Source organism: Catonella massiliensis, assembly GCF_016651435.1.
GTDB lineage: Bacteria > Bacillota > Clostridia > Lachnospirales > Lachnospiraceae > Catonella > Catonella massiliensis.
Genome location: NZ_JAEPRJ010000001.1, coordinates 341,284 through 362,509 on the forward strand (window position 1 = coordinate 341,284; position 21,226 = coordinate 362,509).

Annotated in this window: 18 protein-coding genes and 1 riboswitch; of the genes, 13 read left to right on the plus strand and 5 right to left on the minus strand. The window is 40.3% G+C overall.

Annotation, left to right across the window (positions count from 1 at the left end):
* Positions 1-76: 76 nt before the first annotated feature.
* Positions 77-3,895, plus strand: coding sequence for a phosphoribosylformylglycinamidine synthase (locus tag JJN12_RS01480; RefSeq protein WP_208428028.1), 3,819 nt, complete (start codon positions 77-79; stop codon positions 3,893-3,895).
* Positions 3,896-4,247: 352 nt separating this feature from the next.
* On the opposite strand, the gene nspC is transcribed toward JJN12_RS01480, so the two are convergent.
* The 5 genes from nspC to JJN12_RS01505 form a co-directional block, all read right to left on the minus strand.
* Complete coding sequence (gene nspC, locus JJN12_RS01485; protein WP_236013636.1) at positions 4,248-5,426, minus strand: carboxynorspermidine decarboxylase; 1,179 nt, start codon at positions 5,424-5,426, stop codon at positions 4,248-4,250.
* A gap of 63 nt (positions 5,427-5,489) precedes the next feature.
* The gene (locus JJN12_RS01490; RefSeq protein ID WP_208428029.1) at positions 5,490-6,749 is read right to left on the minus strand and encodes a saccharopine dehydrogenase family protein; all 1,260 of its coding nucleotides are present in this window, start codon (positions 6,747-6,749) and stop codon (positions 5,490-5,492) included.
* Positions 6,749-7,627 carry a polyamine aminopropyltransferase gene (speE, locus tag JJN12_RS01495; RefSeq protein ID WP_208428030.1) on the minus strand — a complete coding sequence of 293 codons (879 nt, stop codon included), beginning with the start codon at positions 7,625-7,627 and terminating at the stop codon, positions 6,749-6,751. Before speE ends, JJN12_RS01490 begins: the two co-directional genes overlap by 1 nt.
* A gap of 51 nt (positions 7,628-7,678) precedes the next feature.
* Entirely contained in the window at positions 7,679-9,130 is a 1,452-nt protein-coding gene (locus JJN12_RS01500; protein ID WP_208428031.1) for an aminotransferase class I/II-fold pyridoxal phosphate-dependent enzyme, read from the minus strand.
* 513 nt (positions 9,131-9,643) lie between these two features.
* A complete protein-coding gene (locus JJN12_RS01505; RefSeq protein ID WP_208428032.1) occupies positions 9,644-11,092 on the minus strand; it encodes an ISLre2 family transposase in 1,449 nt (482 codons plus the stop codon).
* Positions 11,093-11,376: 284 nt separating this feature from the next.
* Positions 11,377-11,496, plus strand: a riboswitch (FMN riboswitch).
* 95 nt (positions 11,497-11,591) lie between these two features.
* Here JJN12_RS01505 and JJN12_RS01510 point away from each other — a divergent pair.
* The 12 genes from JJN12_RS01510 to JJN12_RS01565 all read left to right on the plus strand — a co-directional run bounded on the left by JJN12_RS01510 (position 11,592) and on the right by JJN12_RS01565 (position 21,220).
* Positions 11,592-12,320, plus strand: coding sequence for an ECF transporter S component (locus tag JJN12_RS01510; protein ID WP_236013638.1), 729 nt, complete (start codon positions 11,592-11,594; stop codon positions 12,318-12,320).
* Positions 12,321-12,445: 125 nt separating this feature from the next.
* Positions 12,446-12,661: a BrnA antitoxin family protein gene (locus JJN12_RS01515; protein WP_208428033.1), complete on the plus strand. Its 216-nt coding sequence runs from the start codon at positions 12,446-12,448 to the stop codon at positions 12,659-12,661.
* A 135-nt stretch (positions 12,662-12,796) separates the two neighbouring features.
* Positions 12,797-13,033 carry a preprotein translocase subunit SecG gene (gene secG / locus JJN12_RS01520; protein WP_208428034.1) on the plus strand — a complete coding sequence of 79 codons (237 nt, stop codon included), beginning with the start codon at positions 12,797-12,799 and terminating at the stop codon, positions 13,031-13,033.
* Between the two features lie 152 nt (positions 13,034-13,185).
* The gene (gene rnr, locus JJN12_RS01525; RefSeq protein WP_208430283.1) at positions 13,186-15,348 is read left to right on the plus strand and encodes a ribonuclease R; all 2,163 of its coding nucleotides are present in this window, start codon (positions 13,186-13,188) and stop codon (positions 15,346-15,348) included.
* Positions 15,341-15,811 (plus strand): SsrA-binding protein SmpB, encoded by a 471-nt coding sequence (gene smpB / locus JJN12_RS01530; RefSeq protein ID WP_208428035.1) that lies wholly within the window; start codon positions 15,341-15,343, stop codon positions 15,809-15,811. The genes rnr and smpB overlap by 8 nt, the downstream gene beginning before the upstream one ends.
* Before the next feature lie 19 nt (positions 15,812-15,830).
* Positions 15,831-16,157, plus strand: coding sequence for a nucleotidyltransferase domain-containing protein (locus JJN12_RS01535; protein WP_208428036.1), 327 nt, complete (start codon positions 15,831-15,833; stop codon positions 16,155-16,157).
* Positions 16,142-16,543 carry a HEPN domain-containing protein gene (locus tag JJN12_RS01540; RefSeq protein ID WP_208428037.1) on the plus strand — a complete coding sequence of 134 codons (402 nt, stop codon included), beginning with the start codon at positions 16,142-16,144 and terminating at the stop codon, positions 16,541-16,543. Before JJN12_RS01535 ends, JJN12_RS01540 begins: the two co-directional genes overlap by 16 nt.
* 33 nt (positions 16,544-16,576) lie before the next feature.
* On the plus strand, positions 16,577-17,848 hold the full coding sequence (locus tag JJN12_RS01545) for an AI-2E family transporter (protein WP_208428038.1): 1,272 nt from the start codon (positions 16,577-16,579) through the stop codon (positions 17,846-17,848).
* Entirely contained in the window at positions 17,848-18,666 is an 819-nt protein-coding gene (locus JJN12_RS01550; RefSeq protein WP_208428039.1) for a mechanosensitive ion channel family protein, read from the plus strand. The genes JJN12_RS01545 and JJN12_RS01550 overlap by 1 nt, the downstream gene beginning before the upstream one ends.
* 133 nt (positions 18,667-18,799) lie before the next feature.
* Complete coding sequence (locus JJN12_RS01555; protein ID WP_208428040.1) at positions 18,800-19,504, plus strand: TlpA family protein disulfide reductase; 705 nt, start codon at positions 18,800-18,802, stop codon at positions 19,502-19,504.
* A 174-nt stretch (positions 19,505-19,678) separates the two neighbouring features.
* Positions 19,679-20,086, plus strand: coding sequence for a Fur family transcriptional regulator (locus tag JJN12_RS01560; RefSeq protein ID WP_208428041.1), 408 nt, complete (start codon positions 19,679-19,681; stop codon positions 20,084-20,086).
* Positions 20,087-20,320: 234 nt separating this feature from the next.
* Positions 20,321-21,220, plus strand: a complete 900-nt coding sequence (locus JJN12_RS01565; protein ID WP_208428042.1) for a LysR family transcriptional regulator — start codon at positions 20,321-20,323, stop codon at positions 21,218-21,220.
* The last annotated feature ends 6 nt before the right edge of the window (positions 21,221-21,226 follow it).

Here is a 21,226-nt window from a genome sequence, read left to right on the forward strand (position 1 = left end):
ATTCATTTTACTAATAAATAACCTCGTGCTATAATGAAGGAAACTAAACCTAAACTTATAAGCAAGGAGTGGGACTATGGGAAATATTAGAAGGGTATATGTTGAAAAAAAGAAAGACTATGCTGTTAGGGCAAAGGAGCTAAAAGAAGAATTTGCCGACTATCTTTCACTTAAAACGATTGAAAATGTAAGGGTACTCATCAGATATGATATAGAGAATCTGGACGAGGCTACCTACAAGAAGTCACTTGGCATAGTATTTTCCGAGCCACCTGTGGACTTGCTTTATGAGGAGAACTTCCCTCTTCTTTCTGATGAAAGGGAGTTTTCAGTAGAATATCTTCCCGGTCAGTTTGACCAGAGGGCTGATAGTGCCATTCAGTGCGTTAAGCTCTTAAATAAAGAGGCTGAGCCTGTTATCCAGTCTGCTACTACATATGTAGTAAAGGGTCAGCTCACAGACAAAGAATTTGAAGAAATCAAGGCTTATCTTATTAACCCTGTGGATTCAAGGGAAGCAGCCAAGAGTAAGCCAGAGACCATAGTTCAGACCTTTCCTGAGCCGGAGGATGTAAAAATCTTTGAAGGCTTTATAACCATGCCTGAAGATGAGCTTAATGATCTTTATTCATCGCTTAATCTTGCAATGACATTTAAGGACTTCTTATTTATAAGAAAATATTTTTCAGAAGAAGAAAAACGTAATCCAAGCGTGACAGAAATAAGGATGCTTGATACCTACTGGTCAGACCACTGCCGCCACACCACCTTCCTTACTGAGCTTACAGAGGTGAGTTTTGAAGAAGGCAAGTATACCACACCTTTGGTGAACAGCTTCAATGACTATAAAGAGAACTTTGCCTCACTTTACAAGGATAGAGATGACAAATACATCTGCCTTATGGACATTGCCCTCATGGGAATGAAGAAGCTAAGGGAAATGGGCAAGCTTACAGATATGGAAGTTTCTGATGAGATAAATGCCTGCTCAATTGTAGTTCCTGTAGAAGAAATTCTTGCAGATGGCACTAAACATACAGAAGAATGGCTCATTTTCTTTAAGAATGAAACACATAACCATCCTACGGAAATAGAGCCTTTTGGAGGTGCTGCTACCTGCCTTGGTGGTGCAATCAGAGATCCGCTTTCAGGAAGAGGATATGTATATCAGGCCATGCGTGTGACAGGAGCAGCAGATCCTACCCTTCCTTTGTCTGAGACACTTAGTGGCAAGCTTCCACAGAGAAAGATAGTGACAGGAGCGGCGGCAGGCTACAGTTCTTATGGCAATCAGATAGGACTTGCTACCGGTCTTGTAGATGAGATATATCATCCTGACTATGTGGCAAAGCGTCTTGAGATTGGCGCAGTTATGGGAGCTGCAAGAAGGAAAAATGTAATAAGAGAGAATTCAGATCCGGGAGACCAGATTATACTACTTGGCGGGCGCACAGGGCGAGATGGTATAGGTGGTGCTACAGGCTCGTCAAAGTCACATACAACCAAGTCCATAGATACCTGTGGAGCAGAAGTTCAAAAGGGAAATGCGCCTACAGAGCGCAAGATTCAGAGATTTTTCAGAAGACCTGAGATAACAAGGCTCATAAAGAAGTGTAATGACTTTGGAGCAGGCGGCGTATCTGTAGCTATAGGAGAGCTTGCGGCGGGTCTACATATTAACCTTGATAAGGTACCAAAGAAGTACGCAGGACTTGACGGCACTGAGATAGCCATATCAGAGTCACAGGAGAGAATGGCAATAGTGGTTGACAGTAAAGATGTAGCTGCCATGCTTAAGTTTGCAGACGAAGAGAACCTTGAAGCTGTAGTTGTTGCAGAAGTAACCAAGGAGCCTCGTCTTGTTATGGAGTGGCGTGGCAAGGAAATAGTGAATATCAGTAGGGAATTCATTGATACAAACGGAGCAAGAAGTGAGGCAAAGGCTAGGGTTAAGGCGCCTGCCCCTGACAGATTCTATGAGAACCACGATAGGGAATTTGAAGGAAAGAGTCTTAAAGAGGCTTGGCTTTCAGTGCTTAACGACTTAAATGCCTGCGGCAAGAAGGGACTTGTTGAGAGATTTGACAGCTCTATCGGAGCCGCTACAGTTACCATGCCGTTTGGTGGAAAGTACCAGTTAAGCCCTATTCAGACTATGACAGCTAAGCTTCCAAATGATTTGGGAGAAAGTGATGTGGTAACACTTATGAGCTATGGCTTTGATCCTTATATATCAAAGGAGAGCCCTTACCATGGAGCTGTCTATGCTGTTATCAACTCTGTAGCAAAGATAGTTGCGGCAGGTGGTGACATGGGTAAGATTCACTTCACCTTTCAGGAGTATTTTAAGAGGCTTGGTGATAAGGCAGAGCGCTGGGGAGAGCCGCTTGCAGCCCTGCTTGGTGCGTACGAGGCACAGATGAAGCTTGGACTTGCTTCAATAGGTGGCAAGGACAGTATGTCAGGAAGCTTCAATGACATAGATGTACCACCAACTCTTGTAAGCTTTGCTGTAGATACAGGAAATGCTAACGATATTATCAGTCCTGAGCTTAAGAAGGCAGGTAACATCCTTGTTAAATTCGAAATAGAAGAAAATGAGTATAGACTGCCTGTATTTAAAAAGTTGATTGAGGACTATAACAAGATAACAAACCTCATACATAAAAAGTGCATAGTTTCAGCCTATGCCCTTGGCAGATACGGAGTCTCTGAGGCTGTGAGCAAGATGGCTTTTGGTAACAAGCTCGGAGTAAAGTTTGATGAAAGTATTACCGAGAGGGACTGCTTTAAGCCTGACTTTAGCTCTATAGTAGCTGAAGTAAGTGCAGGAAGCCTTGATGAGGTAATGAAGTCAGGACTTAATGTAACAATTCTTGGTGAAGTTACTGACAGTGGCAAATTCCAGTTTGCAAATACAAGTATAGACATAGAGGAAATGCTTAATAGCTGGCAGGAAAGACTGGAAAAGGTATATCCTACAAAGACAGAAGAAAAGGCTGCAAAGCCTGATGAGAATATCTATGATATAAGAAAAGAGGCTGGTTTTGCTCCTGCATCTGAGAACAAGCTTTATGTAGCAAAGAATAAGGTGGCAAGGCCTAAGGTCTTCATCCCTGTATTCCCTGGTACAAACTGTGAGTATGACCTTACTAAGGCATTCACAAAGGCAGGTGCAGAGGTCGAGACAGTTGTATTTAAGAACCTTAATGCGGAAAATATCAAGGACTCTGTGGAAGAATATGTAAAGGCTATAAAGAACTCTCAGATAATAATGTTCCCTGGCGGTTTCTCAGCCGGAGATGAGCCTGACGGTTCAGCTAAGTTCATAGCTTCAGTATTTAGAAATCCTCAGATAGCAGAGGAGACAAATAAACTCCTTAAAGAGAGAGACGGACTAATCCTCGGTATCTGTAACGGTTTCCAGGCCCTTATCAAGCTGGGTCTTGTACCATACGGAGAAATCACCGAGATAAAGGAGGATTCTCCAACTCTTACAACCAACAAGATAGGCAGACATATATCTCAGTCAGTATACACTAAGGCAGTTACCAACAAGTCTCCTTGGCTTATGAATGTAAGGCTTGGGGAGGTATACTCCATTCCTGCCTCACATGGGGAGGGAAGATTTGTGGCAAATGAGGAGTGGCTTAAGAGACTATACGCAAATGGACAGATTGCTTTCCAGTATGCGGATGTAGAAGGCAATGTGACCATGGATTGTGCTTTCAATCCAAACGGCTCTTACAATGCAGTTGAAGGTATCATCAGCCCTGACGGCAGGGTGCTTGGCAAGATGTGCCACTCTGAGAGAATTGGTAAAAATGTTGCTATCAACATAGTCGGAGAAAAAGATCAGGGCATATTTGAAAGCGGAGTAGAGTACTTCAGATAGATACTTATTATATGATGTGGATGTCAAAAGTATTTGGCACCCAATGATACAGGATTGCTACAGCGTAGCTTTAGCAATCCTTGCAAAAATATTCGTAATTTGCTCATTTTTTGCAAAAAATGGCTGCTTACTCATATTTTTTGCGTGTCAAAAGATAATAAATTCTCTTACAAGCAAGCCCCTCTCGAATTTTTATACTTTTGACACTGTATCATTATATTATTAAAGGGAGTTTAGCACTAAAAATGGTGCTAAACTCCTTTTTTAAAATCGGCTCGTTAAAAGCCCTGTTACCGTTTAAGATTATTTGTTGTTATCCTGTAAGCTTCCTGAGAGCGTATATCTGACTGATTTATGACAGTCTTTTCTTAAAGTCCTGATATCCGAAGCTTTTGATATTCTCCACATTACCATCCTTTTTAAGTACGGCAAGGTCTGGAAGAGGCATGCCATTAAAGGTATTGTTTTTGACAAATGAATAAATGGCCATATCTCCAAATATGAGCATATCTCCAATGTTTTTTTCCTCATCAAAGGAGAAGTCGCCGATTATATCACCTGCCAGACAGGTACAGCTACCAAGCCTATAGGTATATTTCTTTTCGCCCGCTTCTCCTGAGGTAAAAAGAGGTGGTCTGTAAGGCATCTCAATCACATCAGGCATATGGCAGGCAGCACTGATATCAAGGATTAGATTGGTGGTGTCGCCTGAGGTGGTCTTATCAAGGATAGTTGTTACTGAATAGCCTGCATTTAGAGCGACTGCCTCACCCGGCTCAAGATAGACTTCCACATCAAACAGGGACTTAGCCTCATTTATACACTTAATAAGGAGTTCTCTGTTGTAGTCATCCCTTGTTATATGGTGACCGCCGCCAAAGTTCAGCCATTTCATATTTTTAAGATATTTTCCAAAATTCTTATACACAACCTCCAATGTATTCCTTAAAGGCTCTGCCCCCTGTTCACAAAGGGTGTGAAAATGAAGTCCGTCAACACCACTAAGTAGTGAAGCATCTTCTTTAAGAGCATTTTCAAGGGTACTTAGAGTGATGCCAAGCCTGCTTCCACTGGCACAGGGATCGTAGATCTCATGGTCTTCTTGCGTGGAAAATTCAGGATTTATTCTAATACCAATGCTGACACCCTTGTCTAAGCAGTAACTCTTATATTTCTTAAGCTGATTTACAGAGTTAAATATAATGTGGTCGCAGATTCTTGTAATTTCCTCCATGTCCTCGTCCTTATAAGCAGGAGAGAAGATATGATTCTCCTTTTTCATTTCCTCGGCACCAAGCCTAGCCTCAAAAAGTCCGCTGGCTGTAGCGCCTGTAAGATATTCGCCTATGAGGGGATAGAAATAAAAGCCAGAAAATGCCTTTTGTGCAAGTAGAATCTTTGCTTTCGTCTCATCCATTACAGACTTAAGAATCTTGCAGTTCTCCTCTATCTTGGCCTCATCGATGACATAGCAGGGAGTTTTAAGCCCTTCAAATGCCCTTTTTAACTCTTGATAGTTATTTGAAATCAAGTTAAACTCCTTTATATTCAAAGACACAGAGAGGTTTAATTCTCTGTGTCTGATGTAACCCTCTTATGGTACGAGTACAGGATTCTCCTCAACCTGCCAAGGGAGTCCCCATTTATTAAGAGCTTCCATATATGGATCAGGATCAAATTCATCTGTGGTATATACACCAGGTTTTCTCCAAAGTCCGTTTAATACAAGCATGGAGCCTATCATAGCAGGAACACCTGTAGTATAGCTTACAGCCTGACTTCCTACCTCTTTGTAGCAGGCTTCGTGGTCACAGATGTTGTAGATGTAGATGCTCTTTTCCTTGCCGTCCTTAACACCTGTGAAGATGCAGCCGATGTTGGTCTTTCCCTTTGTACGAGGACCAAGTGAAGCAGGATCAGGAAGGAGAGCCTTAAGGAACTGGATAGGCACTATCTCCTTGCCTTCATAGTTGATAGGGGTTGTAGAGAGCATACCTACATTCTCAAGGCAGTTCATATGTGTGAGATAGCTCTGCCCAAATGTCATAAAGAAGCGGATACGCTTAACCTCAGGCATATTTCTGCCAAGAGCCTCAAGCTCCTCGTGGTGAAGAAGGTACATGTCTTTCTGTCCAACTTCTTTAAAGTTATACTCACGCTTTATGCTCATTGCAGGGATTTCAACCCACTTACCATTTTCAAGGTAGCTGCCAGGTGCAGATACTTCACGAAGGTTAATCTCAGGGTTGAAGTTGGTAGCAAATGGATAGCCATGGTCTCCACCGTTGCAGTCAAGGATATCTATGGTATCTATCCTGTCAAAATAATGCTTCTTCGCATAAGCAGCAAATACGCTGGTTACACCCGGATCAAAGCCTGTTCCAAGAAGTGCTGTAAGTCCTGCTTTTTCGTATTTCTCAGCATAAGCCCACTGATAAGAGTAGTCAAAAAGTGCTGAAAATCCTTTTTCTTTGCAACGCTTCTCGTAAGCAGCCTTCCATTCAGGCTCTTCTGTATCCTCAGGCTCATAGTTAGCTGTATCGATGTAATGTACATTTGCAAGAAGGCAGGCATCCATAATAGCAAGATCCTGATAAGGAAGTGCAACATTAAGCACTGCATCAGGCTTGTAGCTCTTAATAAGCTCTACTGTCTTAGCTACATCCATAGCATCTATCTCTGCAGTAGTAATAACGGTCTTTGTCTTGCCCTCAAGCTCAGCCTTAATAGCATCGCATTTTGACTTTGTTTTACTTGCTATACAAATCTCTGTGAAAACTTCGCTGTTCTGACAGCATTTGTGGATTGCAACCTGTGCAACTCCGCCGCAACCGATAATAAGTAATCTTGACATTATTTTTCTCCTTTATTTTCTTCTTCTTCCAATATATCTTCAACATATTTAGGTAACATAAATGCGCCTACATGGAGGTTGCTTGTATAATACCAGGTTTTGATATTTCTCTTTTTCCACTCGTCAGGCTTGAAGTCTGTGATAGGGTGGTATTTCTTGCTGGCAAAGCCAAACATCCAGTAGCCAGAAGGACAGGTAGGGATATGTGCCTGATATACACGGCTTATAGGAAAGCTGGTATACACCTTTCTATGCATTGCCCTAAAGGCTTCTTCATCTTCGTCAAAGAAGGGGCTTCCATGCTGGTAAACCATAATTCCATCGTCTTTAAGAGCCTTGTAGCAGCTGCCGTAGAATTCTTTGGTAAACAGTCCTTCAGTATGGCCAAAGGGATCTGTAGAGTCATTTATAATGAGGTCGTATTCAGCTCTTCTGCCTCTAAGGAAGCGAAGTCCGTCCTGATGGGTTATATGAACCCTCTCATCATCAAACCCCTTTACGGCATCGGGGAAAAACTCCCTACAAACCTCAACCATTTGCTCGTCAGGCTCTACAACTTCTATTCGCTCGATCTCGGGATATGCAGTCAGCTCTCTGGCTACACCTCCGTCACCTCCGCCTATTATAAGCACACTCTTTACATTTGGGTGTACCGACATAGGTACGTGGGCAACCATTTCGTTGTATACAAATTCGTCTGCTTCTGAGAAGATTATATCTCCGTCAAGCATCAGGAACCTGCCGAATTCGCGTGACTGAAATACCTCTATTTTCTGGAATTCGCTTTCGGCACTGTATAGCTGCCTTTCGACACCTATGTCCATACTCACGTTGTCGGTAAATTCTTCAAAAACGTGGATGTTTGTATAATCGGACATCTTTCCTCCTTTCTTTCAGTGGCAAGTGTCAATGGTAAAAAATATTTCAAGTTACTTTATCAGCACCTCTAAGCTTTTAACCTCAGGATCGGCTGTACCCTGCAAGCTACAGCCCTTTTCTTTTGCATACAGGATGTGGTCAACAATATCCTTTGTAATGAGCTCTCCCGGAGCAAGTATAGGAATGCCCGGTGGATAAGCCATAACTGATTCGCCAGCGACCCTGCCATATGCTTCCTTTATAGGCACAGACTCCTTTTCGGCGTAAAATGAATACTGTGGACTTGAAACTACCTTTGGAATAACCGCATCCACAAAGGCAAGACCGCTTTTCTCTCTGGCATACAGCCTCTTGATATCCTCAAGAGCACCAACAAGCCTTTCTATATCCTGAAGCCTGTCGCCTATTGAGATATAAGCCATAATATTGCCGATATCGCCGAATTCTATTTGTATATCGTATTCATCACGAAGTAAATCGTAAATCTCAATTCCTGTAAGCCCAATGTCTTTGGTGTACACACAAAGCTTGGTTACATCAAAGTCATAGACATTCTTTCCGTCTATGAGCTCTTTCCCATAGGCATAGTAACCGCCTATGCTGTTTATCTCGTTTCTGGCGTACTCTGCCATAGTTATAACCTTTGCAAAGCTCTCCATGCCTCTAAGTGCAAGGTTTCTTCTTGAAAGGTCAAGACTTGAAAGCAGGAGATAGTTAGCAGAGGTAGTCTGGGTAAGTCCTATTATCTGTCTCACATGACCTACATTCATATTTTTACCTGTTAGTAGGATGGAGCTCTGAGTAAGACTGCCACCTGACTTGTGCATAGAAATAGCTGCCATGTCAGCACCTGCACGCATTCCCGCCATAGGAAGATTAGAACCGAAATAAAGCTGGGTTCCGTGTGCCTCATCTACAAGGACTTTGAGCCCTTTTTCGTGGGCGTAGTCAGTAATGCTCTTAAGGTCGGAACAGATACCGTAGTAGGTTGGATTATTTACAAGTACAGCTACCGCATCAGGATTACTGTCTATGGTCTCTTTGACCGCATCTATCTCCATACCGAGAGCCACACCTATCACGGGATGAATCTCAGGCTTTACATAGACAGGGATGGCACCACAGAGAATGAGTGCATTGATTACACTCTTATGCACATTTCTTGGGAGAATAATCTTGTCGCCTGCCTTGCAGACAGAAAGTACCATAGCCTGTACTGAAGCAGTGGTTCCGCCTACCATAAGAAAGGCATGAGCGGCACCAAAAGCCTCAGCCATAAGGTCTTCAGCCTCTGAAATGACGGAAACAGGGTTGGAGAGGTTGTCAAGGGGCTTCATACTGTTTACATCAAGGGAAACACATTGTGCACCAAGAAGTCTTACAAGCTCAGGGTTTCCGCGTCCTCTTTTATGTCCCGGTACGTCAAAAGGCACAACTCTTTTTTTCTTAAATGTTTCAAGAGCCTCGCAAATCGGAGCTCTCTGCTGTCTGCTAATGTCCATCTCATTTTCCTCATATCTATATTATATATCCTGCATATAGGATTGATAAAGCAGCTCTTCCTAATTTTATGCAATAAAAAAGCAGCTCAATCATCTTGAGCTGCACGTAGTTTTCCTAAGAACAGAATAAGTGCGTTAACTTCATTCAGAGTAGTCCAGCAAATATCAGGTTGCTGCTCTTATTGACGTTTCACAAGATGATAATGATTGTAGAGTAATCAACTTATAAAATCCGGGCTTCAAACCCTATCAATAATGTGGAATAACCACTACGGCAAGTGACCGCCTGTCCGTAAGGCAAAAACAAATTTGGTCTGATATTTGCATGATGAATCACGCAACTATGTAGAATAATCATAACATCAAAGGGACTTAGTGTCAATAGGAAGCCCAAATTTAGTTTGTGTCAAGTACTCGTTGGCAAATTTCCTTACCTTTTTCTTTTATCATTGTTTTTTTATTTTTTTGTATCACAAACAAGCCCAGATTATGCACTGAACAGATATTTTTTCTTTAGTTGCCAAGTATAAAATTTCTTAATGCCTTTCTACCTGCTGTTAATGGTGTACCGGTTAGTGGAAGACTTCCTCTGCCTACTTCCATATATGGAAGCCCTTTACCGTCTCGTAACGGTGATTTTGAAGCGCTGAGAGGCTCTTTTATCTCGCTCTGGCTCTCATCAAATATCAATTCCCCAGAGTAACGTTCGACTGTCTCTATCAGGTCTTTGTTTTCTTTCCTGCACAGAAGCTTCGCAAGGTTATCAGCTCCTGATTCTGACCATCTCATGCGCCTGTGCTTCATTCTCAGCGTTATCAGTGTACAGTTTTGTGTTTCCTGTATACCCATGTTTTTATAAATGATGCCTTCTACAGGTTCTGGGAGTTTTATTCCCCGCTTGTAGTACGGTAGCAGCCCTTCTCTGTTATTGTGAAGGTAGGCGTACAGCTCCTCGGCTTTTTTACTGGTTTTATCGCTTTCATCTTCGCTTTTACTTACTCTTATATACTCCCGTATATAATCAAACATTTCTTCAATCTTCTCTGAATCAAAGAGCCTTCGTATATCCTTTTGTACAGCTTTACTGCTTATTTTCCTTAAAATTTCCTGATAAATGTGGTATCTGTCAAGCTGAAACACCGCCTCGTCATCATAAGGCTCTTTTATCCAGCTTCCACCATCTCCATTTAAGATACGCCTGCCTATTTCGTCAGGGTTATATTTCTTCTGTATCACGGCCTCTCTTTTATTGTGGAATCCACTGCTTCCATCCATGCCTGCAAACACCACTTTCTCCACTAGAGTGCTGCGCCCTTCCTTTTCCTTCTCCGCATCCCAGCCTTCATACATGGTAAAGACCTTCATCTCCTTTTTACCCATGCGTTTATGCCCTCTGCCCTGCATCGAAAGCCATACTCCATCCATTTCCTCAAAAAGAACTCCGATTTCCCTTTTCCCATCAGGTCTGCCTGCCTTCATCTTCTTCACATCAAGGTCTTCCTCTGATGTTATCCTCTGGCCAAGCTTCTGGGCTATATTCCACACGCCTCCCGCACTTATGGTCTGTCCTGTAGAAGAGCTTAACATCTCAGCAGATGCCCTGTACGGGAGTTCCGTAACTGAATTGGCGATCTTCTCTGCAAGATTAGTAGATATTAAGCCTATCTTCTCCATACCCATTTGTTCATCAAGAAGATAAACATGGGCTTTCGTTCCATCTCTAAGCCTTGTCTGGTACACCCTTCTTTCATACTCGACATCTCCATATACGGTTCTTATCGAAGTCTTTCTCTTTCCTTTATTCCTATATTTAGAAGTATCCCTCTCTTTTGAAAGAATATCATCATAGTTTTCAAGTATGATTTTAGTGTGTTCCCTGGCAAGCTTGCAGGCCTCTTCAAAAATTTTCTTCTCTAAGGTCTTGAATGAAATCTTTTTTTCTTTTACAATAGCATTAGTCATACAGTTTTTTTCCTTTATGTTATTTTTTTCTCAAATCAATAATAAAATAAAACTGTATGATTGGGAAGGGGGCAACCCCTTCTTTTTTTGCTATTGCCAATTATAATTATACACTAACCCAAATTTATGTACTAGAGAATACATAAAATGCTCAGCGAAAATTTTGTAAAAAATTTGAGGTGATAAGCCTAAGAAACATAGAAAGTTTGAAAAAATTAAAAAGCTCAAAAATCTTCTTGACAATGGAATAAGTTTGGACTAACATAGGCATATAAAAATTATATAGCATTCTTCAGGGCAGGGTGTAATTCCTGACCGGCGGTAAAGTCCGCGAGCATTTGCAGAATCGGTGAGCCTCGGCAATTCCGATACCGACAGTAAAGTCTGGATGAAAGAAGAAATAATAGGATATTAACTTATCCTATGTTTTAGCAGCGTAATCAGCCCTGGCCAATCGGTCAGGGCTTTTTTCCTTAAAGAATGCGGAAAAGAGGAAAAAATGATTTTATTAGGTGGTTTGAAAGACGCAGCAGTTAAAAACTGGGGCATGGTTGTCATCACCCTGGCAGTGGTGGCTTTGCTTCTTGCACTGGCATTTGTTGCAGAAAGGGTCTTAAAGAAAGATGAGGCTGGCGGGTCGTTTAAGGTAAGGAAACTTGCAATGGTAGCAATGTTCTCAGCTATCTCAGCAGTGCTTATGTTGTTTGAGTTTCCTATTCCCTTCATTGCACCGGGATTTTACAAGATTGACCTCAGCGAGGTACCTGTGATTATCGGTGCTTTTGCTTTGGGGCCTGTGGCAGGTATTGTTATAGAATTTGTGAAGATATTGCTTAATTTATTTATAAACGGCACATCATCTGCCTTTGTGGGAGAATTCGGCAATTTCGTGGTAGGTGCTGCCTTTGTTATACCTGCATCTATCCTGTATTTTGCAAAAAAAACCAAGAAAAGGGCTATAATGGGGCTTGTAGCAGGGGTCATTACTACAACTGTAATAGGCTGTCTTGTAAATGCCTTTGTGCTTCTTCCTTTCTATGGAGCGGCCTTTGGCGGAATAGATAAGATTATAGCAGCCGGAACAGCGGTAAACCCTGCGGTTAACAGTGTATTTGTCTTTTGTCTCATCATAGTAGCTCCATTTAATATCATTAAATTTAGCATTGTATCTGTAATAACTGTGCTTATTTATCATAAGATTAGTTATTTGCTCAAGATGGGGAAATAATTGATGAAGGGCGCTAGAATGTGTTGATTCTTGACTTATACATATATTATAATTATAATACATGTACAAAAGGAAGGTGAATATTTGCTGGAATTCGAATGGGATGAAGGACTGGAGGCATAGATATGAGGGAAGAATACGAAATTGAAAAACTAAATCCGAGAAAAAATCCTTACGCTAAGTTGTTAAAAAAGCAAGTGACAATTAATATCGATGAAGATACTATATCATATTTTAAAAAAGAATCCGAAAGTGAGGGTATTCCGTATCAAACATTGATAAATCTATATCTAAGAGATTGTGTTGCTAAAAAGCGCCATTTAGAAATTTCTTGGACATAAAATTAAAATGCTTTTAATTCTGTTTTGACCTAAGTAATAATTGTCAGCAGAAATTTTAAATTTCACTTAGTCTTGAATTCTATCTGAAATTGTGGTAGAATGCTGAAAGATATGTTTTGAAAGGAAGAGATGGTTATGTCTACATTAAGAATTGTTGTTACAGTTATTTATTGCATTATATGCATTGCACTTGCGGCTATAGTACTTTTACAGGAAGGTAAGCAGCAGGGGCTTGGAAGCATCGGCGGTATGGCTGATACCTACTGGGGCAAGAATAAGAGCCGTTCAATGGAAGGTAATCTTAACAAGGCTACCACAGTTGTTGCCCTCGGCTTTATAGTGCTTTCTTTTGTACTTAATATGAAGTGGTAATTAAGTAGAACAAGAAAATTTTAACTGTTGCATAGTATGTTGTTTCAGGTCTTATCCTGCCTACACACTTTGTAGCAGTTTTTCTTTTTTTCGCTATAATTATATTAGATAGACAAGGGGTGATAGAGGTGGCTAAAGAATATACAAAGAAGATGAGAGAAAGAAAAGAGGCACTTTTGGAATTCTTTGAAAGGAAGGACTATGTCCCTATGAAGTTTAGGGATATTGCGTCCCTGTTTCAAGTGCCTAAGGCTGAAAGAGGGGATTTGCAGATTATTTTAAATGATATTATAAAAGATGGAAAGCTCATTGAAATGGGGGATGGAAGGTATTCAAAGCCTGATGCAGACCTCGTCACAGGAATATTTATGTCTACTGCGAAGGGCTTTGCCTTTCTTAGAACTGCGGAGGATGAGGAAGATGTGTTCATTCCTGCCTCAGAAGTTAGCAATGCCTTTGATGGGGATACTGTTACCGTCAAGCTTTCAGCCAAAAGCAGGGGAAAGAGCAGAGAAGGTAAGGTAGTTAAGGTAATTGAGCGAGCATTTACTACTGTTGTAGGCACATTTGAAAAAAGCAGGAACTTTGGCTTTGTAGTACCAGACAACACTAAGATTACTTGTGATATTTACATACCTAAGAATGCCTGCAAAGATGTGCCTAAGGGAGTTAAGGTGGTTGTAGAACTTACAAGCTATGGAGATGCTAAGTTTAGTCCTGAGGGTAAGATAATAGAGATTCTTGGCTTTGAAAATGATAAGGGTGTTGATATTCTCTCTATCGCCAAGGCTTACGGCATAGAGGATGAATTCCCGAAGGAAGTGTGTAAAGAAGTGAAAAAGGTACCTGCGAAGGTCATTAAGACTTCGATTAAGAACAGACTTGACCTTAGAGAAATGAAGATAGTTACAATAGACGGCGAGGATGCAAAAGACCTTGATGATGCTGTGTCTGTGACTAAGGAAGTTAAGGCTGATGGAGAGGTTATCTACCATTTGGGAGTGCACATTGCTGATGTTACCAATTATGTGAAGGAGGGCTCAGCCCTTGATAAGGAAGCCATTAAGCGTGGTACAAGTGCATACCTTGTAAATAAGGTAATACCTATGCTTCCTAAGGAGCTTTCAAACGGCATCTGTTCTCTAAATGAAAATGTGGACAGACTCACCCTTTCCTGTCTTATGGATATAAATGAGAAGGGAGAAGTAATCTCCCACGAAATAGCAGAAACAGTTATTAGGACTGCACATAGGATGAATTATTCTGATGTAAATGTGCTTATTACAGGTGAGAGCGAGAGATTTAATGAATTAAAAGAAAAGTATGAAGATGTGTACGAAATGCTTATAAATGCAGAAGAGCTTGCGCTAATCCTTAGAAAATGCAGGCATGAGAGAGGCTCGATTGACTTTGATTTCCCTGAGGCTAAGATTATAGTTGATGACAAAGGAAGAGTTACTGATATTAAAGCATACGATAGGAATGAGGCTACCAGGCTGATTGAGGATTTTATGCTGATTGCCAATGAAACAGTGGCGGAAGACAGCTTCTGGCAGGAACTTCCTTTTATATATAGAACTCATGAAAACCCTGACGAAGAAAAAATTAGGGAATTAAGTATATTTATTAATAATTTTGGGTATAATATAGGTAAAGGCGGAAAGAAAAAGACAAAGACGGAAATTCATCCAAAGGATATTCAGAAGCTTTTAAGCAAGATAGAGGGGACTCCTGAAGAGATGCTTATTAACAGGATGACACTAAGAAGTTTAAAGAGGGCTAAGTACACGACCTCCTGCGATGGACATTTTGGACTTGCCGCTAAGTACTATTGCCATTTTACCTCACCTATAAGGAGATATCCTGATTTGCAGATACACAGGATAATAAAGGAGAACTTAAACGGCAGGCTTACAGACAAGAGGGCAACGCATTATAAGGCGGTTCTTTACGATATAGCGCTTCGCTCAAGTATGATGGAGCGAAGGGCTGATGAGGCAGAGAGAGAAGCGGATAAGATGAAGGCTGCTGAGTTTATGTCCCATAAAATCGGCGAAGAATTTGACGGTGTAATCTCGGGTGTAACAAGCTGGGGTATATATGTAGAACTTCCAAACACTGTTGAGGGCATGGTTAAAATCAGCAGTATAAGAGGGGATTACTATGAATTTAATGCTGAAAGAATGGAAATTGTAGGGGAACATACCAAGAAGAAATTTAGTCTGGGACAGCAGGTTAGAGTAAAAGTAGTAGAGGCAAGTAAGCAGATGAGAACCATAGATTTTAGGATAGTAGAAGGAGAGAAGGATGTCTAAGGACAATTATAAAGTAGTGGCGCAGAATAAGAAAGCTAGTTTTGATTATTTCATAGAAGAGAGATACGAAACAGGTATTACCCTTGCAGGTACTGAAGTTAAGTCAGTTAGAATGGGCAAGGTCAGTATTAAGGAGTCATACGTACAGATAGATAAAAACGGCGAGGTTATCATTATAGGTATGCACATCAGCCCTTATGAGAAGGGGAATATTTTCAACAAAGATCCCCTTAGAACCAGAAAGCTCCTTATGCACAGGGCTGAGATAAATAAGCTTGTGGGCAAGGTAAAGACAGCGGGCTACACCCTGGTGCCTATTAAGGTTTACCTTAAAGGCAGTCTTGTCAAGGTTGAAATAGGCCTTGCAAGAGGTAAGAAAAACTATGATAAGCGTCAGGATATACAGAAAAAAGACCAGAGAAGAGAAGCAGAGAGAGATTATAAGGTGAGGAATCTGTATTAAAGCTAAAGGAGAGGCTGTTATGAATGGTGAAATTTTAGAGGAATTATCAAATGGTATAGTTGAAATAATAAATAGTAATATTGAAAAAGTAATACTATATGGTTCATTTGCAAGAGGGACAAATGATAAGGATTCTGATGTAGATATAATGGTTATAGTAAAAAATGAGCTGGATAAATTTACTGAAGATAAATTATCGGATTTTATCGTTGACATGAATTTGAAATATGATAAAGTGTTTTCTGTCATTGATGTAAATGTACATGAATTTATAAAATGGGCTGACACTTTGCCGTTTTATAAAAATGTAAACAGAGAGGGAATTGTGTTATGGACAGCAGCTTAATTGAGCTTTCAAAGTATCGCTTTCAGCGCTCCAAAGAGATAATAGGAGACGCAAAATTATTGATTAGTGATAAGAGCTTTTCATCATCTGTAAATCGCTCATATTATGCAATTTTTCATGCATTAAGAGCAATTACAGCGCTTGACGGTTTTGATTCAAGTAAGCATTCTGGAATAATTGCATATATAAATAGAGAGTATGTAAAGAACGGTATTTTTGATAAGTCGTTATCTAAGATATTGGATACGTCATTTAGACTTAGAGAAAAGGCGGATTATGATGATTTTTTTATAGTTTCGAAAGACACAGCAATAGAACAGTTAGAAAAGGCTGAGGTAGTATTAAACACTGTAGAAAAATATTTAGTGACACGCTGGAAACAGTGATGAATTTGTGTTTAGCTATAGAAAGGTTGATATATGAATTTTTACAAGGATAAGGTTAATAAAAAGTATTTAGAAATCTCAATGTATGTGATTTTTACCTGCATAGTTATCTTTCTATTAAGCAGGGTTACGGACCAGCTTCCTACCCTTGCAAAGACTGCGGGGCAGGTTGTGTCTTGGGTGGGGGCGATACTTAAGCCGGTAATCATAGGCTTTGTTATTGCTTATCTCCTGTTTCCAATGCTTGAAAAAATAGAAAGCCTGCTTCAAAAGATAAAACCTCTTAAAAAGAAGAAAAGCGTTAGAGGTCTTGCGGTAGCTCTCCAGGGAGTCGTTATTCTGATTGGCTTGTTTTTGTTGGTTTCACTGCTTGTTTCAATTATTACCAAACAGGCAAGGGCGGCTAATTCAGAGGACATAATTGAAGGTATTAAGACCTATGCAAACTCTATAAATTCGCTGTACTGGGAGCTTATGGACAGACTTGACAAGCTAAATATTAACTCAGCTGAGATAAAATCCAGTGTAGATACATTTATGAACAACATAGGTACTTACCTGCTTAATCTGTCAAGCCAGGTGGGCAATATAGCAGGTAACTTGAAAGATGGTGTTGCTACAGCGTTCTTCGCTCTTATATTTAGCATATACTTTCTGCTCGATATGCCTAAGCTTAAAACATACTGGGGCAGGGTGCTTACCATCATTCTGCCAAAGAGAGTAAAGTCTACAATGGACACCATGATTAGCGATGCAGACAGGGTATTTTCGGGCTACATAAGAGGTCAGGCCTTTGATGCTTTTATGATAGGAGTCGTTGTAAGTATAGTATTTTCAATAATCGGAATACAGTATGCCATTGTAATAGGACTTCTTATTGGCCTTGGCAATCTTATCCCTTATATGGGACCGATAGTTGGCTACACCTCAATAGCAATTGTAGGAATAGCTACAGGTGATTATAAAAGCATGATAATAGCGGCGATTGCCCTGCTTATTATACAGGCAATAGATGGAAACCTCATCTACCCTAAGCTTTTAAGCTCAAGTGTCAATATTCATCCTATGATAGTCATCATCTCTCTTACGGTAGGTGCAAGTATAGGCGGTCTTGTAGGAATGATAGTTGCAGTACCATCAGGAGCACTGGCGAAGGTATGGTTTGAGAGGCTTATTAGCTTAAAGGAGAAGAGAAATGAAGCTAAAGAAATGAAAGAAGCTAACGAAGCCGGCGAAAATAACGAAAATAAAGAGAATAAAGAAAACAAAGATAATAAAGTAAATAAAGAAAACAAAGGTGAATAATGGAAAAGTTCGAGAAAATCTTTAATATGAGCTTTGAACAGGCTATGCTCTATGTAGCAAAGCCTGTTATTATACTAATATTATGTAAGATAGTAGTAACCATAGTGCTTAGGATATTAGACCGAATTTTTATTACCTCCAAGTTAGATAAAGGTATGCAGGGCTTTTTTAAGCAGATTGCAAGAGTCGTGCTCTACATAATAGGTATTATTATGGCGGCGCAGTCTGTCGGAATAAATACATCATCCATTGTAACTCTTCTAGGTGTTGTCTCCCTTGCTTTTTCACTTTCCTTGCAAAATATCCTTACCAATGTATTTTCAGGAATAATGCTCCTTATCACAAAGCCATTTGCTATAGGTGACTTTATAGAGGTATCAGGAGTGATGGGGACAGTCACAAGCATCACTCTTATGCGTACCAGAATATGTACTCCAGACAATAAGGTAGAACTCATACCCAATTCTGATGTTGCTTCACAGAGGATATCAAACTACTCGGGAGAGGCTAAAAGGAGAGTGGATATAGAGATATCTGCTGATTATAAGGCAGCTACAAAGGATGTTATTTCCGCAATAAAAAGTGTAGTTGATAAAGACGAGCGTATAGCTAAAGACGGAGTATATACACCTACAATAAGGCTGTTAAGATTCAATGCAAGCGATATTACGTATGCAGTAAGGGTCTGGTGTGAAACCCCTGTTTACTTGGATGTTTATTTTGATTTGATGGAGAATGTAAGAGAATCCTTTAAGGAAAATGGGATTGAGTTCAGTTATCCTCAAAGGGTGGTTCATATTGATTCAAAAAATAGCTAATTTTACCTATAGACAAACTAGGTAAAATTGTGTACAATATAATCTCATAAAATATTTGGTCATTTATAAGTATGATGCAAGTGTCAAAAGTATCAAAATAAATATAACTGACCATCATCATTACGGAGGAAAAATGAAAAGAAAATTATTAGGACTAATATTAGCTTCAACTTTAGTAGTATCAGCTTGTCAGGGTAACTCCGGCAACTCTTCTTCTGCAAAGAGCGGCCAAGCTTCCACATCAGGAAGTGCTGCAGTGACTGAGAGTAAGACATCATCAGCCGGCAGCCAGACATCAGCAACTGACAGCAAGACATCATCAGCTAGCAGCCAATCATCCGCTTCTTCTGCAAAAGAAGGAAGCACTGCTTCAGCAGGCACAGAGGCAGGCAAGGAGAAATTCCCTTCATTTGAAACAACTGACACCAAGGGAAATAAGATAACAGAGAAAATCTTTGCTGACAAAGACATAACCATGGTAAATGTATGGGGAACCTTCTGCGGGCCTTGTATCAATGAAATGCCTGAGCTTCAGAAGATATATGAAAGCCTTCCTAAAAATGCCAATCTGATTGGTATTGTAGCAGATGTTCCTGAAGGAATGAAGGATGGAGTTGACAATGCAAACTATATCGAAAAGCAGACCGGTGTAAAGTATACCAACCTTACACTCAGTGATTCACTTAGCAGCTTTGCGAAGAGATTCTATGCAGTTCCATCCACAATCTTCGTAGACAAGAACGGAAACATCATCGGTGAACTTGTAATGGGTGCCGATATTGATGCTTATGTGAGAAACTTACAGAATGTGCTTACAGATTGGAAATATGAGTCGTAAAAACATAACATAGATATAGAGCGAGAAGCGTATGGCGGCTGTATCGCTGATATCAGGAAAATGGATACCGGTGATTTCTACAGTATAAACGAGATACACAAAGCCCTTGCCTGCCTTGACAAAATCTGTTAATGACAGTAAACTTCTGTATATGACGTAGATTTTGGAGGGATTATGGCAAAGGAATATAATTCCAAGGGTAAAAATGAAGTTATAATGTATCTGAAGGCTCATAATGAGCATAGGCTCACAGTTGTAGAGATTCTTGATGGACTAAAGGAAGAGGGTATCAGTATCAACCGCTCAACCATATACAGGAACCTTGATAAGCTAGTGGAAAGTGGCGATATACTGGCTTTTAAGGGAAAGGATAATGAGTCCGCATTTTACCAGTATTCGGGAGAGCACAAGGAATGCAATGCCCATCTTCATTTGCAGTGCGATTCCTGTGGGAAGATTTTTCATCTTGAACATGGCTTTGTGGATGACTTTATGGATAAGCTTCGTAAAGACCTAAAGGTGGAGCTTGATGTATCAAAGACCATGCTTGTAGGAACCTGTGAGAAATGTTTGGGAAAATAAATTGATATGTAAATAAGGCATAGCCTTTTGCGTGGCCAAAGTTGGACTTAGTATCTGATGTTTGGAAAGTGGCGCAGGGCTGTGCCTTTTTGTTATGTATATTTCTCGTGATTTATGGTTTTAAAACTTGGTGAACTATGTTATAATTAAAAGATATAACGGGCAAGATGATTATAAACTTGATAAAAGATGATGAACTTAAATAAATGGAATATACACGAGAGGGAGTAACCTATGACTTTACAACAGTTAAGATATGTAATAGAAGTAGCCAAGACAGGCTCTATGAATGTAGCTGCAAAACAGCTCTTTGTGAGCCAGCCGAGTCTGTCAATGGCTATTAGGGAGCTTGAAAATGATGTGCATATATCTATATTTGAAAGAACTACCAAGGGAGTGGTAATCACCGCTGAAGGTGAGGAATTCCTAGGCTATGCCAGGCAGATTATCAATCAGGTGGAACTCTTAGAGGACAAATACATAGAGGCAGGACAGATAAAGAAGAAGTTCGGTGTATCTGCACAGCATTACTCATTTGCCGTAAAAGCTTTTGTGGAGATGGTAAAGGGCTTTGATATGGACAAGTACGAATTTGCCATAAGAGAGGCAAGAACACACGATGTCATCCACGATGTGGTTACAGGAAAGAGTGAGATAGGAATCCTTTATACCAATGATTTTAATGAAAAGGTGTTAAACAAGATATTTAAGGATAATCAGCTTGAGTTCGTTCATCTTTTCACCTGTGAGGGTTACGCCTATCTTTGGAAGAATCATCCACTTGCGGGAAAGAAGGTCATAGCCCTTGAGGAACTTCAGGACTATCCTTGCCTTTCGTTTGAGCAGGGAGATAACAATTCGTTTTATTTTGCGGAGGAAATACTTAGTACCTACGATTTTAAGAAGACTATTAAGTCAAATGACAGGGCTACCAATTTGAACCTTATGGTGGGGCTAAATGCCTTTACTCTATGTTCGGGTATCATCTGCGAGGAGCTAAATGGCAGTGATTATATTGCGGTTAAGCTTGCTAAGGAGGTGACTATGGATATTGGGTATATCAAGAGGGCTCATATGAATATGAGTGAGATAGGGGAGCTCTACATTGAAGAAATCAAGAAGTATGTGGGCTAAATAACA

Bases quoted from the DNA above. Each gene is read 5' to 3' on its own strand.
- JJN12_RS01480 (WP_208428028.1), top strand. From the start codon at position 77: ATGGGAAATATTAGAAGGGTATATGTTGAAAAAAAGAAAGACTATGCT.
- JJN12_RS01490 (WP_208428029.1), bottom strand. From the start codon at position 6,749: ATGTCAAGATTACTTATTATCGGTTGCGGCGGAGTTGCACAGGTTGCA.
- speE (WP_208428030.1), bottom strand. From the start codon at position 7,627: ATGTCCGATTATACAAACATCCACGTTTTTGAAGAATTTACCGACAAC.
- JJN12_RS01500 (WP_208428031.1), bottom strand. From the start codon at position 9,130: ATGGACATTAGCAGACAGCAGAGAGCTCCGATTTGCGAGGCTCTTGAA.
- JJN12_RS01505 (WP_208428032.1), bottom strand. From the start codon at position 11,092: ATGACTAATGCTATTGTAAAAGAAAAAAAGATTTCATTCAAGACCTTA.
- JJN12_RS01510 (WP_236013638.1), top strand. From the start codon at position 11,592: ATGATTTTATTAGGTGGTTTGAAAGACGCAGCAGTTAAAAACTGGGGC.
- JJN12_RS01515 (WP_208428033.1), top strand. From the start codon at position 12,446: ATGAGGGAAGAATACGAAATTGAAAAACTAAATCCGAGAAAAAATCCT.
- secG (WP_208428034.1), top strand. From the start codon at position 12,797: ATGTCTACATTAAGAATTGTTGTTACAGTTATTTATTGCATTATATGC.
- rnr (WP_208430283.1), top strand. From the start codon at position 13,186: ATGAGAGAAAGAAAAGAGGCACTTTTGGAATTCTTTGAAAGGAAGGAC.
- smpB (WP_208428035.1), top strand. From the start codon at position 15,341: ATGTCTAAGGACAATTATAAAGTAGTGGCGCAGAATAAGAAAGCTAGT.
- JJN12_RS01535 (WP_208428036.1), top strand. From the start codon at position 15,831: ATGAATGGTGAAATTTTAGAGGAATTATCAAATGGTATAGTTGAAATA.
- JJN12_RS01540 (WP_208428037.1), top strand. From the start codon at position 16,142: ATGGACAGCAGCTTAATTGAGCTTTCAAAGTATCGCTTTCAGCGCTCC.
- JJN12_RS01545 (WP_208428038.1), top strand. From the start codon at position 16,577: ATGAATTTTTACAAGGATAAGGTTAATAAAAAGTATTTAGAAATCTCA.
- JJN12_RS01550 (WP_208428039.1), top strand. From the start codon at position 17,848: ATGGAAAAGTTCGAGAAAATCTTTAATATGAGCTTTGAACAGGCTATG.
- JJN12_RS01555 (WP_208428040.1), top strand. From the start codon at position 18,800: ATGAAAAGAAAATTATTAGGACTAATATTAGCTTCAACTTTAGTAGTA.
- JJN12_RS01560 (WP_208428041.1), top strand. From the start codon at position 19,679: ATGGCAAAGGAATATAATTCCAAGGGTAAAAATGAAGTTATAATGTAT.
- JJN12_RS01565 (WP_208428042.1), top strand. From the start codon at position 20,321: ATGACTTTACAACAGTTAAGATATGTAATAGAAGTAGCCAAGACAGGC.